This window comes from Roseivivax jejudonensis (genome assembly GCF_900172265.1).
Taxonomy (GTDB): Bacteria; Pseudomonadota; Alphaproteobacteria; order Rhodobacterales; family Rhodobacteraceae; genus Roseivivax; species Roseivivax jejudonensis.
The window spans coordinates 545,784-558,025 of the sequence record NZ_FWFK01000002.1 but is presented as its reverse complement, the minus strand read 5'-3'; the positions used below and the strand labels follow the sequence as shown (position 1 = coordinate 558,025).

Genomic DNA, 12,242 nt, shown 5'->3' with positions numbered 1-12,242 from the left:
GGCCGGGTTGCGGGCGGAAGCGTGCGCGGCGGGTGACGCTCAGCGCGGCCGGATCGCCACCTGGCCGTCGGGGGTCCGCCAGGGATCGTCCGGCGACGACCCCGCCGCGAGCAGGAGCCGGAAGCCGTCGGTCTCGAGCACCATCGTGCCGGCATCCTTGCCCGCGCGGTTGATTGCGTGGGCGGCATCGGCGAGCGCGCCGGGCGCGACCGGCAGCACGCGCAGCGCACCCCCCGCCCCAACCACCGCGGCGCCGTCGACCGCCGCGCGCGCGCCCGGCGGGCCGCCGCCGTAGCCCTCGGCCCCGGGCCCGAGGCTCAGCGCCGGGGCCGCGAGGTAGCGCTGCGCGCCGTCGCGGTCGTGGCGGTAGCGCACCTGCGGCGCGCGCAGCACCCAGTAGCCCTGGAACCAGCCCGGCCCGTCCGCGAAGGCCTCCGGCCGCGGCACGAAATCGAGAAACGGCGCGAAGTCGGTGTTCGAGGCGCTGCGCTCGGTCACCATGGCGTAGCGCCACTCGATCCAGCGCGGGCCGCCGGTCGGGTGCGCGGCGTGGTCGTTCTCGTTGTGCTGGGGCGACACGATCCAGGTGGCGCCGGCGCCGCGGCCGCGCGCCGGGTTCGCCTCGCACATCACGTCGAGCACCGTCTCGCGGGCCTCGTGGATCAGCCCCATCAGCGTGCCGGGATGCTGGATCCGGCCCTGGATGTCGGCCTCGGCGGCGCGCCAGCCGCTGATCTCGAACCCGCCCACGGCGCCGTTCTCCACTGCGCCCTCGACATGGTCGGTGTCGTTGGCGGCGTGGCCCGAGGGAATCACCAGCCCGCCGATCTGACAATCGCGCAGCACGACGTGCGAGTTCGCCCCGCCGGCCCGCGCCGCGACCACCGCGCCCCACCGCCCGGGGTCGAAGCCGTCGATCCCCGACAGCCGGAGCCGCGGCGTGCCGTCGACCGGGACCTTCTCGACCCGCGCGTAGCGGAAGACCGCGCCGCCCGCGGTGCCGGTCCCGACCGCGGCGAGGCGGATCGCGTCGTGCCCGGGATCGAGAGTGAAGGGATGGTCCTCCGCCCAGGGCAGGTCGACGCTGTCGCCGGTGTGCCCGAGGATGGCGAACTTGTCGGGGCCGCGGATGCCGACGGCCCGCATCCCCTGGAAGCTGCAGCGGATCACCGAGGTCTCGTAGGGCGCCGAGTAGTCGTCGAAGTCGCCGTCGCGGTCCACGGCGGCGACGAGATAGCCGTAACGGCGGAAATGCCCGGTGCACTGCACGTTCTCGAGCGTGGTGTCGCGACCGCCGAGCTGCAGGATGCCGATGTCGATCGCCCCCGCCATCCGCGCGGCGCCGGCGTCGTTGTAGGTGTCGAGCCCATGCGCCCCGCCGCCATCGGCCACGACGCGGAAATCGCGCAGCCGCGTGCCGGTGCCGTTCTCGATCACCAGCCCCACGACGAGCGCGGCGGGCGTCGCCGCGCCCTCCCCGGCATCGGCGTTCATCAGCGACACCGGCGCCCAGACCGCCTCGGCCAGCCCCGCCCGCGCCGAGAAGGCCCGCGCCGCACCGCAGGCCCGCATCGACGAGATGCCGTGGATCCGCAGCGGCGTCGCCGCGCGCCCGGTCAGCACCAGCTGCGAGGGCGCGGGCGCGATCGCCTCCCCGCCCCGCGCCATCGGCAGGTGCGGCACCGCGCGCACGCCCTTGCCGATCACGGTGAGCCCGGTCACGTCGACCCGGTCGTCGAGAAAGACCGATCCCGCCGGCAGGTGCAGCGGCTCGCCCGCCGTGCGGCACCACTCGGCCGCCGCGCGCATCCGCGCCACGTTCTCCGCGCCGGCCGCGCGGTCGTCCGCCACCACGCCGAAATGCGACGCCGACACGTCGCCCTGCGGCACGAGGCCCGGCAGGTCCGGGATCGCCGCGGCGCCCTCCTGCCCGGCATAGAAGAGCCGGCCGTCGAAATAGGGCGCCCCGGGCGCCGCGCCCTCGGCCGCGACGTGCCGGGCGAGCGCGGCCCGCGAGGTCGCCGCCCCGCCCGCGGCCGCGGCGGCGGTCCCGGTCGCGACGAGCGGCGCGCCGGCCGTGAGCCTGAGAAATCCGCGACGGTCCGTGCTCATGGCATCCCTCCTTCGGCGCGCGTCACCGCGGCCGCAATGTCCGCCGCGATGATCTCCCGCAGCTGGGGCGCCGCGCCCTGCCGCAGGAGGCGGATCCAGTCGCGCAGGAGGCTCTCGGCGCAGAACAGCTCCAGCAGCCCGGGATCGGGCGGCGCCCGCATCGCCCCGAGCACGGCGTCGCGATCGGCCCGGTCCACGGCCGCGCGCCGCGCCGCGTCGGCGCCCCCGGGCGCCCCGGAGGCAGCGCCGTCGCGCAGCAGGATCCGCCAGCGCCGCATCCGGCTCCAGTGCACGAGGCTCGACAGCTCGCGCGCCAGCGGCACGGTACCGACGCCCGGGTTGCCGTCGATCCCGACAAGCCGGTCCGCCGCGTCAAGGCAGAGATTGCCGGGCTTGAGATCGCCGAAGGCCTCCAGCTGCGGCACGACGGTGCCGGCACGGCGGGCGAAGGCCGCGCGCAGGCGTTCCGCCGCGAGCCGCACGGTCGCGGCGATCGCCGGCGCCTGCCCCACGCGGGCGAGGATGGCGTCGATGGCGACGGTGCCGTCGAAGCGCCGGGCCTCCACGCCGAGATCGGCGCCGTACCCGTCGAGCCAGCCGGCCACGGCCCGGAGCGCGGCGCGCTGGCCCGCATCCTGCACGATCGCGAGCGCGGTGCGCGCGCCCACGAAGCGCGTGCCGACCACGCCGAGCGCGGCGTCGACGAAGACCGGCGCGACCACCCGGTCGGTGCGCGCCGACAGCGCGGCGAGGAAATCGTGCTGCGCCTGCGCGCGCCCGGGCTCGGCGTAGACCTTGAGCACCATCCAGTGGCGCGGATCCCCGGCCTCGACGCGGAACACGGTGCGCGCGCCGCGGGCATGGCGCGCGTTGTCGAGAAGCACGCGAATCTGGGGACTTTGGTCCAGCCCCGACCCGTGACGCTCCAGAGCCGTGCGCGCAGCGGCGGCACGATGGACGAAGCCTTCACTCATCTGCGAAGTCGTCCAACATCATGACGGGCCCCCGAGGCAATGGCAGGGTCTCAGCCGAGCGATCCTAGGAAGGCCGTGAGGGCTGCATCCAGCTGTTTTCCGGGCACCTTGAGGTCTCGCAGCCGGGGTTCGCGATCCGGATCCGGCTGGGGCTGCGCCAGCAGAGTGAACGGGCGCAATCCCATTGCCTGCGCCAGCCCGTGCATTTCCGACGGCCATTTGTAATCGAGGATCAACACCGGCGTATTAGGCGCGCAGAACAGTATGTTTGCAAGTCCGGCCCCGTGAAGCCCGGCAACAAACTGCGCTCGGCTGAACAGGGCAATCTGACTTCGAAGATCGTGCTTCTCGCAAATGATCGGCACGACGCCGTGCCGTTCCAGGATACGCATCCCGACATGTCGCACGGCAAGCCGACGGCGCGGGATCTTCGGATCTCGATCCACGAAGATTCGATCGGGCGTGTCCGGGATCGGTGCCGTATCGAACGCGGCACCGATGGCCGCGCGCGTGGCATGCAGGGCCTCGGGCACCAGCACCGTATTGGGCAGAAAGGAGGGATACAGAAGCCGCCGGAACCGGTGACCCTGCGTGCGGTCCTCCGGCAATTCCCTGAACCGCACATCCGGAAAGACCCTTGCAAGGAATTTCCTCTGCGCGGGCGTCGGTGTGTTGATGATTACGCTGTCGACTCCATCGAGTTCAGGCCCGAGAAGCGCACGGGCCATGAGAAGCCGCGGAAGAAAGTTGATCAGGAAGTGCCAGTGATTGCGCATGCCGCCGATCAGCAATGCGGTCTCATCATGGTCGTGGACGACGTCCGACAGCACAGGAACCGCCCCTCCCCACTCCGCCAAGGGATTGGAAAAGCGTTTGTTCTGCTGGTCACTGACATAGAGGCGGCGCTCGAGGTCGATCAGGTGAAAGGCCGAATTGGTGACTCCGTTTTCGACCATGACGATGCGAAACTCGGATGTCCGCGTCCTGCGCCTTGCCCAATCAATTCCTTCAAATTTTCTGTCCGCCAGAACCTGCATGTGTGCAAGATGGCTATAGGCGTCGAACGTCTCAGTTTTCAGAAGCATCACATTTTCGCATTTAAATTAGTCGCATCTCTCAAAGTTGTCCGGGCCCGCCATCGGACAGTGTTCGCATCGCACGCAGGATAGAGAGCGCATCCCGCGCGACAACCCGGCTGTCCTCCGCGCTCCGGTCGATTGACACGACTCTGGTCAGACGAAACAAGACTGGCAGAGCCTAACCCCGAAAGATCGAAATGTTTGTCTACAGCACCCACGATAAGGATGCCTCGGATCCGGTCTACAGCCTTGAGGCGCTGATCTCAGCAACCTCGCTGCGGCGTCACACAAACCTTCCGATCCGGCTTGTGACGAACAACACCGACTTTCTCGACCGAGTGCGCGCACTCGATTACAACCCGTTCACCGACCTCGTCGCAGCCGGGGCGGACACGCCCCCGAAGTTGCAGAAGATCGAGGCGTTGCGCGGCATGGCCGACCAAGACGCCGTCTTCGTCGACAGCGACACGGTGATTCTCGACGACATCTCGCGAGTTTTCGACTTCGGAATGTTCGATATTGCGGCGGTTCAAGCAATCTGGCGTGAAGGTATCACTTCGATAGAACGGGCGGTAGAACGAGAGCAGCGGCGGCGCTTCATGCTCAATTCCGGCCTTCTTTTCGTTCGGCGCAACACAGTCGAACCGCTCGCCACCGCATGGGCAAAGGAATACCGTACGGCGTTTGGGCAGTTTGGTCCCGCTGCTGCGGATCAACCTTCACTTGAGCAAGCACTTGCCTTACTAAATCCGGAGGTATTTCAGCTTCCGGTCAACTACAACTTTCGCACCAATTTCGGCGGGATTCTGAGTGGCAAATGCTTTGTGGTCCACGGCCATTTCCGCTCTGTCGCTCGCGAACTGGGCCGCCAAGGCCTCGGAGTAGCGCAGATAGATCATTTTCTCGCCCGTATCGAGATGATTAACGCGAATTCTAAGACCCGCATGTATCGAAAGACCAACGATATCTCTCAGACGCGGTTCAAGCCGCTCTAAGACCGGACCCGGGCGGCGCGCCTCAGAGTATTCCAGGGACGTCCGCACGAACCGTAAGGTCCGTTCCGTCCCAATCGTACCCGTGTGCTGCCAGGACCTCGTGCGTCAGCGCGTGGATCCGCGCCGCCTGCCCGGCCGAGAGCGCCGCCTTGAACCTGTCGGTGGAGCCGGCATGGATCGGCTGCCAGAGCTTGATCCGGCCATGCCCGGTCTCGCCCTCGGCATAGTCCTCGTGGCTCTTCAGCACCCGGTCGGACCAGTCGAGCCCCATATGCGCGACGATGCGCCGGAGCCAGGTCTCGGGATCGGCCACGAAATCCTCGTAGCGCAGGAACGGCAGCCCGTCGCGGCGGTCCTGCAGCATCTTGCGCGCGTAGAGCGCGAGGAAGCCGTCCATGATGTCGCACTGCTCGATGAAAGGCAGCATCACCGGGTCGATGGCGCGGCACCAGCGGATCTGCTGGTTGCGCTGGTGGGCGGGATCCTTCGGCGCGACGTGGCGATAGGCGCTCACCACCACCGAGAACGGGTTGCGCACGAGGGTGAAGCCCCGCCGCGGGTGGCCGTGGGTCCAGACCGCGTTCTTCAGGACCAGCGCCGCCCCGGGCCGGAGACCGCGATGCGCGAGCGCCGGATGATCGGCGGCAATCGTTGTCTCGCGGAGATCCTTCAGGTGGCGGAAGAGCGCGAGATCCTCGGGCGTGTCGGGCTCGCGGATCTGGTGCACGACGGCGATGTCGGGATGCGCGTCGAGACAGCGCAGCAGCAGCGTCTCGCCCGAGCGCGAGAAGCTCGCCATGTGGAAGATCGGATGGTCGGACATCTTGCCGTTCCCGCTTCGGCACGACCCGCCGGGCCGCGCGGTCGTGACTGCCGGCGTGGTCTAGCAGGATGCCCCCGGCGGGCAAACCGCTTTTCCCGGCCCCGCCGAGGGTGCATAGCCGCGTCCATGACGGGTCGACTTCCGCGTTTTCTCCGCGCCGTTCCGGGCGCGGCGCTCCTCCGGCGCTCGCCGGAGGCGGCCTTCCGCGCGTTGCTGCGCCGGCGCGCCCGCGCCGCCGCGGCCGAGGGGCCGGCGGCGGCGACGCGCGATCCGCGGGCGGAGATCCTCGCGCTGCGCAACCGCGTACTCGGCACGAGCTTCTCGGCGCCGGTGCTGGCGCACGAGTATCCGCGCGGGCTCGCCGCGCTCTTTCCGCATCTGCGCCCGCGCGAGGCGGTCCGCGCGGACCCGGCCGCGCCCGAGCGCCTGCTGATGCTGGGCGCGGTGCTCGACGACGCGCCGGGGCGCCAGCGCGGCACCGCCGAGATGGTCGCGCTCGACGGGCCCGACACGCGCAAGATCTTCACCGAGCAGGCGTTTCTCGGCTCCGCCTTCTCGTGGCTCGCGCCCGACCGGACGCGGCCCGAGGCGGCCTGCCTCGGCTACATCCACGACGATCTCGCGCAGTACTACATGGCCGACTACCCGAGCCGGATGATCCGCTGGCTGAACGGGCCCGAGGAGATCACCGCCGCGGACCGCGCCCGCGCCCGCGCGCTGATCGACCGGCTGGTGGCGAGCCGGGTGTCGAAATACAACGCCCAGCCGATCCGGCCGCTGCCGCCCGCGGCGCACCGGCGCGTGCTGGTCTGCGACCAGTCCTTCGCCGACGCCTCGATCCGCTACGGACGGATGGGCCCGGCGGACTTCGCGGCGATGCTCGCCGCCGCCCGGGCCGAGGCCCCCGACGCCGAGATCCTGGTCAAGACCCATCCCGACACCGCCTGGAGCGACGGCGCGCGGGCGGGCTATTTCGATCATCTGACCGCGGCCGACGGCGTCACGCTTCTGCGCGCGCCGATCAACCCCTACTGCCTGATCGAGGCGGTCGACACCGTCTACGCGGGCACCAGCCAGATCGGGCTCGAGGCGCTCCTCGCGGGCAAGCGGGTGGTCACCTTCGGCGCGCCCTTCTACGCCGGCTGGGGGCTGACCGACGACCGCCAGGCAATCCCGCACCGGCACCGCGCGCGCGATCTCGAGACGCTGGTCCACGCCGCCTACATCCGCGCACCGCTCTACCACGTGCCCGGCCGGGACGGCCCGGCCGAGGTCGAGACGGTTGTGGATTTCATCGAGGCCAACCGTCCCGTCGCCCCGCCCCGGCCCGCGCCGCGCACCCCGCCCGAGGTGTCGGTGATCGTGCCCGTGCGCGACGGCGCGGGCTGGATCGGCACGGCGCTCGCCTCGGTGCAGAACCAGACCCTGACCGGGCTCGAGATCCTCGTCGTCGACGACGCGAGCGGCGACGCCACCGCCGACATCGTCGCCGACCGCGCCGCCGCCGATCCGCGCATCCGGCTCGTGCGACAGGACACGGCCGGCGGCCCCGGCCGGGCCCGCAACACCGGCCTCGACGCCGCGCGCGGCACCTATGTCTGGCTGCTCGACAGCGACGACGTGCTCGCCGATCCCGGGGTGCTGGCCGACCTCGTGGCAGCCGCGCGCGCCGACGGCGCCGACGTGGTGCGCGCCCGCAAGGCCGCCGAGCGGGTGCTGGCGCCCGACGGCACCGTGCTGGCCGACCGGCCCGACCCGGCCGAGCGGCTGATCCCGCGCGCGGCGCGGGGCGCGGCGCTCGCCGACCTGCCGGAGCTGGCCCACAACCGGCATTGCTGGCTGCTGCTCTACCGCCGCGAGATGCTGGAGCAGGCGCGCATCCGCTTCGCCACCGGGTTCTGGGAAGAGCGCGCCTTCGCCCTCGCCGCGCTTCTCGCGGCGCGGCGGATCACCGTGCTCGACCGGGCGGCGACGCGCTACACGCTGCGGCCCGGATCGGTCGCGCGGCGGGACAAGACGGAGGTGGACGCCGCCGACATGCTCGGCAATCTCGAGGCGGTGGTCGCGCGCCTCGCCCGGCACGGCGCGGTGGCGCGGACGAGCCCGCTGCGCCCACTGCTCGAGACGACGTTGTCGCAGTTCCTGCACGTCGTGCTCTTCGGCTTCTTCCGCGCGGTGGCGGCAGCGGCCGGACCGGCGACGCGCCGCGACTGGGCGGCGCGGCTCGCCGCCGCCTTCGACGCCGCCGACCTCGACCCCGAGGACCTGCGCCCCGCCCCCGGCGTGGTCGATCCCGGCGCACTGGCCGGCGGCCGCTACGGCCTCGCGCTCGCCGCGCTGCGGGCGGGGCGCGCGGATCTCGTCGACTGCGCCGTGGCCGGCACGCCGGTGGACGTGGCCGACATGGTGCGCACGGCGCGCGGCGCACCCGGCAGCGCGCTCGCCCGCGCGATCGTGGCCTATGCGCGGCACACCGGCAGCACCTCTGCCGCGCCGCCGCAAGCGCCGCGGCAAGAGGTTCGGCTGCTGGTCCATGCCGGGCTGTCGAAGACCGGCACCACGGCGCTGCAGCACTGGCTCGAGGCGAACCGCGCCGCGCTCCTGGCGCGCGGCGTCTACGTGCCCGAGCGCGGGATCTGGGTGCAGCCCGGACGACCGCACAAGACCGGCGGGCACGCGCCCTTCCTCGCCGCGGCCGAGACCGGCGCGCCCGAATTGCGCACGCATGTGGAGGCCGCGCTCGCCGCCGATCCGGGCCTGCACACGGTGCTGGTGTCCTCCGAGGGCTTCCATCTCGGGCCCGCGCCGTGGCGCGTCCTCGAGTATTTTTCGGGTATGCAGCCGAAGGTACTGATCTGGCTGCGCCGCCAGGACGACTGGGCCGCCTCGCAATATCGCGAATACGTGGGCGGCGGCGCCACCTTCCCGGTCGCCGACACGCCCGAGGACTGGCTCGCCCGGCCCGAAACGCGGGCGCGGCTCGATCACGAGAGCTTCGTCGCCGAGTGGGCCGCGCGCCTGCCGGAGGGGGCGCTGCGGCTGCGCCGCTATCCCGATCCGGACGGGCTGATCGCGGGGTTCCTGGACGCGGCGGGCCTCGCGCCGGGGCCGGATCTCGTGCCGCCCGCGGCCGGGCTCGGCAACGAGGCGGTGCTGGACGGCGCCTATCTCGAGGCGATGCGCGAGATGAACGCGCGGCCCTGGCCCTCGACCACGGCCTATCTCGCCTTCGTCGAGGCGGTGCACGGCATCGCCCGGCGGCACCGCCCGGACGCGGCGCCGCCGCAGGTGCTGTCCGCCGCCGCGCGCGAGGCGCTGATGGCCGCCTGCGCGCCCGGCAACGCCCGGCTCGCCCGCCGCTTCGGGCTTCCCGACCTGCCCGCGGCCCCGGCCGGGGCGGCGGCGCCCCCTGCCCCGCCGCTGTCGGCGGCCGAGCGCGCCGAGATCGCCGCCGCCCGACGGCGCCATGCCGGCGACCTCGAGCCCGATCCGCCGGAGATCGCGCAACTGCGCGCGGAGATGGCCGCGCGCCTCGCGCCGCTGCCGGAGGCGGCGATCGCCGCCGCGGCGCCGCGCCTCGCCGCCGCGGGGCTCTTCGATCCGGCGTTCTACCGCGCGCGGTATCCCGACGTGGCCGCTGCCGGGATCGATCCGCTGGCGCATTTCCTGCGCTCGGGCTGCGCCGAGGGGCGCGATCCGCATCCTGCGATCGACACCCTCGCCACCTACCGCGCCCGGCCCGACCTGCTGGCGCGCGGTCAGAACCTGCTCATGGCCTTCCTGGCCGAGGGGCGCGGCCCCGACACAGAAACCGACGCGGACGCCGCGCCGCGGCTCAGCGCGGATGCGCCCTGAGATAGGCCTCGACGGCGAAGTCGGTGTCGATCTCGTTGAAGTTCCAGAACTCGCGCAGCGACAGCCGCAGGCGGTTGGGCTTCTCGGCCACGCGCATCCCGTCCTCGGGCGTGGTCTCGACCACCTCGCGCAGCAGCCGGCGCCAGAAGTCCGGCTCGAGATACTTGTGGTATACACCGACATAGTCTCCGCCCGACGGCATGTCCCCGCCCCGGGCGAAGCGGTAGGGCGGGCGGAACAGATACTCCGCCGCCTTGCCGAAATAGGCCGCCTCGGTGATCGTGCTGGAGCTCAGCGCGGCCACGGTGCGGACCTGCGACGTGGCCGCGAGCGTGTAGAAGTTCGCGTCGATCGCCTCGGCGTTCGGGAAGGCCCCGAGGATCGCCATCGCCTGCGGCGCGCGCGGCTGCAGCGGATGGGTCTTCACGAAGAGCCGCTCGTGCCGCGCCGCGAGCCCGGCGATGCGGTCCATGAACTCGACCGCCTTGACGAAGCGGCGGCCGTCCACCTGGCTGCGGTCGTGCTCCATCTGCATCAGGAACAGCGCGCTGTCGTCGGGGATCTCGCGGCGGAACAGCCGCTGCGCCGCCGCCGCCTGGATCCCGGCCATGAGCCGCAGCCAGTCCTCGGACACCGCCTCTTGCGCCAGCGCCCGGTCGATGGGGGCGAGGTTGCCGCGCAGCCCGAACATGATGTCGTCGAGAAACCGCACAGGGTGGTTGATGACATCGACGAAGGGGATGCCGTGCCGGGTCAGCAGCGCCTCGAGGAAGGGCGGCATCTCGAAGCCCACGACCAGCGCGTCGCGGACCCGCGAGAGGATCAGCGCCTCCACCTGCGGCGGCATCCGGTCGGCGTTGAAGATCCGCACCCAGCCGTGAATGTTCCGCGGCACGCCGAAGGCGTCGTAGATCTGAGCCACGAGCCCGGCATCGAACCCGCCGCCCGCGACGCTGTCGTGGTCCCACATCATCAGCTCGGAGGGCAGGCCGGTGGCCTGGCGCAGCGACTCGCCGAAGAGCTGCTTCAGCCAGAGCGCGTTGAAATGCTGGGTCGGCCGCCAGTGATAGGGCGAGGCGCGCAGGAAATCCGCGGTGAAGACGATGCGCCGGGGCGGCCGGGCCGGCACCGGCACGCGATCGGCGGCGGCAGCGGGCCCGGTCATGCCGGCCTCCGCACGTGGGCGAGCCAGCGCAGGAGCTCCGCGAAGGCCCGGTCGGGCGCGAACTCCGCCGCGACGGCAGCCTGCGCGGCGCGCGACATCGCCTGCCGGCGCGGCCCGTCTGCCGCCAGCCGCAGGATCTCGGCCACGAAGGCGGCGCGGCTGTCGGCCACGGCGAGCGCGTCGCCGGCGAGGTGCTCGATCCCGCGCACCGCCTCGGCGCAGTTCACCGAGGGCAGCCCGGCGGCGAGCGCGTCCAGCGTCTTGATCTTCAGCCCGCCGCCGATGAAGACCGGGTTCACCGCGATGTCGATCTCGCCCAGCACCGCGTCGAGGTCCTCGACCCGGCCCAGGAGCTCCACGTTCGGCGGCCGGCGGCCGAGCTGGCCGCAGACGGTGCCCACCACCTTCAGCGTGAACCGGTCCGAGAGCACCGGCCAGACCTGATCGAGAAACCACTTCAGCCCGGCGACGTTCGCCGTCGATCCCGCGCCCATGAAGAGCAGCGTCCGCGCGGCCTCCCGGTGACGGTAGAGCGGTCGCGCGGGGATCGCGTGCGGCACCGTCAGCACCCGCCGCTGCCCGAGCCGGCCGGCGATGTCGGCGGCGTCGCTGCGCGAGATCGCCAGCACCGCGTCGTAGAGCCCCATCAGCCGGGCCTCGTCGCGCGCCGGAATCTGGATCGAAGTCTCCTGCCCGAACCGCGCGAAGCTGCCCATCCGCGCCGACATCACGTCGTGCGCGTCGAGGATCCGCGCGGTGCCCGCCGGCACCGCGTCAAGCAGCCACGACCGGTCGATGTACTCCACGATCACCGCGTCGGGCCGGGTCTCGGCGAGTCGCGCCGAGGCCGCCGCGAGCCAGTCGGCGCGCGCCCGTCCGGCCAGGAGCGGATCGGCGGAGAGCCCTGTCGCCGGCGGCGCCGGCACGTCCTCGCCGGGCTCCGCTTCCGGCGTCCCGGACAGGGCCGGGACCACGGCGTAGTCCACGCCGAGCGTGGCCAGCCGCGCCGCGGCGCGGTCGTCGAGCCGGCGGAAGACCAGCACCTCGAGATCGACCGCGCCGGCCAGCGCGGCAAAGAGCGCCTGCAGCCGCGCGTGGCTGCCGTAGACGCCCTCCCAGAACGGGATGTCGGTCAGCACGGTGACCCGGCCGCGGCGGCCGGCCGCGACCTCGGCCGCGGTGCCGGGATCCACTGCCCCGTCCACGGCGCCGGTCGCGGCGGGGCCGGACCGGCGCCGG

General features: G+C 72.2%; 8 protein-coding genes. 2 read left to right on the top strand and 6 right to left on the bottom strand.

Features of this window, described 5'->3' with window-relative positions; translation table 11 throughout:
• Positions 1–39: 39 nt before the first annotated feature.
• The 3 genes from ROJ8625_RS07655 to ROJ8625_RS07645 are packed head-to-tail and all read right to left on the bottom strand — an operon-like array spanning position 40 to position 4,171.
• Positions 40–2,112 (bottom strand): hypothetical protein, encoded by a 2,073-nt coding sequence (locus tag ROJ8625_RS07655; RefSeq protein WP_085791270.1) that lies wholly within the window; start codon positions 2,110–2,112, stop codon positions 40–42.
• Positions 2,109–3,086 (bottom strand): hypothetical protein, encoded by a 978-nt coding sequence (locus ROJ8625_RS07650; RefSeq protein WP_085791269.1) that lies wholly within the window; start codon positions 3,084–3,086, stop codon positions 2,109–2,111. The genes ROJ8625_RS07655 and ROJ8625_RS07650 overlap by 4 nt, the downstream gene beginning before the upstream one ends.
• A gap of 50 nt (positions 3,087–3,136) precedes the next feature.
• A complete protein-coding gene (locus ROJ8625_RS07645; protein WP_085791268.1) occupies positions 3,137–4,171 on the bottom strand; it encodes a glycosyltransferase family 61 protein in 1,035 nt (344 codons plus the stop codon).
• Between the two features lie 191 nt (positions 4,172–4,362).
• Between ROJ8625_RS07645 and ROJ8625_RS07640 the strand changes: the two genes are divergently transcribed.
• Positions 4,363–5,160, top strand: coding sequence for a glycosyltransferase family protein (locus ROJ8625_RS07640; RefSeq protein ID WP_085791267.1), 798 nt, complete (start codon positions 4,363–4,365; stop codon positions 5,158–5,160).
• Positions 5,161–5,182: 22 nt separating this feature from the next.
• Here ROJ8625_RS07640 and ROJ8625_RS07635 read toward each other — a convergent pair whose 3' ends face one another.
• On the bottom strand, positions 5,183–5,983 hold the full coding sequence (locus ROJ8625_RS07635) for a sulfotransferase family protein (protein WP_085791371.1): 801 nt from the start codon (positions 5,981–5,983) through the stop codon (positions 5,183–5,185).
• Positions 5,984–6,109: 126 nt separating this feature from the next.
• Here ROJ8625_RS07635 and ROJ8625_RS07630 point away from each other — a divergent pair, with 126 nt between their 5' ends.
• The gene (locus ROJ8625_RS07630) at positions 6,110–9,838 is read left to right on the top strand and encodes a capsular polysaccharide export protein, LipB/KpsS family (protein WP_143535071.1); all 3,729 of its coding nucleotides are present in this window, start codon (positions 6,110–6,112) and stop codon (positions 9,836–9,838) included.
• On the opposite strand, the gene ROJ8625_RS07625 is transcribed toward ROJ8625_RS07630, so the two are convergent.
• Positions 9,819–11,003: a hypothetical protein gene (locus tag ROJ8625_RS07625; protein ID WP_085791265.1), complete on the bottom strand. Its 1,185-nt coding sequence runs from the start codon at positions 11,001–11,003 to the stop codon at positions 9,819–9,821. The two genes, ROJ8625_RS07630 and ROJ8625_RS07625, sit on opposite strands and share 20 nt — an antisense overlap.
• The gene (locus ROJ8625_RS07620) at positions 11,000–12,208 is read right to left on the bottom strand and encodes a glycosyltransferase (protein WP_234984204.1); all 1,209 of its coding nucleotides are present in this window, start codon (positions 12,206–12,208) and stop codon (positions 11,000–11,002) included. The genes ROJ8625_RS07625 and ROJ8625_RS07620 overlap by 4 nt, the downstream gene beginning before the upstream one ends.
• Between the last annotated feature and the right edge of the window lie 34 nt (positions 12,209–12,242).

Excerpts from the sequence above, each read along its gene's own strand:
- ROJ8625_RS07655 (WP_085791270.1), bottom strand. The coding sequence starts at position 2,112 with ATGAGCACGGACCGTCGCGGATTTCTCAGGCTCACGGCCGGCGCGCCG.
- ROJ8625_RS07650 (WP_085791269.1), bottom strand. The coding sequence starts at position 3,086 with ATGAGTGAAGGCTTCGTCCATCGTGCCGCCGCTGCGCGCACGGCTCTG.
- ROJ8625_RS07645 (WP_085791268.1), bottom strand. The coding sequence starts at position 4,171 with ATGCTTCTGAAAACTGAGACGTTCGACGCCTATAGCCATCTTGCACAC.
- ROJ8625_RS07640 (WP_085791267.1), top strand. The coding sequence starts at position 4,363 with ATGTTTGTCTACAGCACCCACGATAAGGATGCCTCGGATCCGGTCTAC.
- ROJ8625_RS07635 (WP_085791371.1), bottom strand. The coding sequence starts at position 5,983 with ATGTCCGACCATCCGATCTTCCACATGGCGAGCTTCTCGCGCTCGGGC.
- ROJ8625_RS07630 (WP_143535071.1), top strand. The coding sequence starts at position 6,110 with ATGACGGGTCGACTTCCGCGTTTTCTCCGCGCCGTTCCGGGCGCGGCG.
- ROJ8625_RS07625 (WP_085791265.1), bottom strand. The coding sequence starts at position 11,003 with ATGACCGGGCCCGCTGCCGCCGCCGATCGCGTGCCGGTGCCGGCCCGG.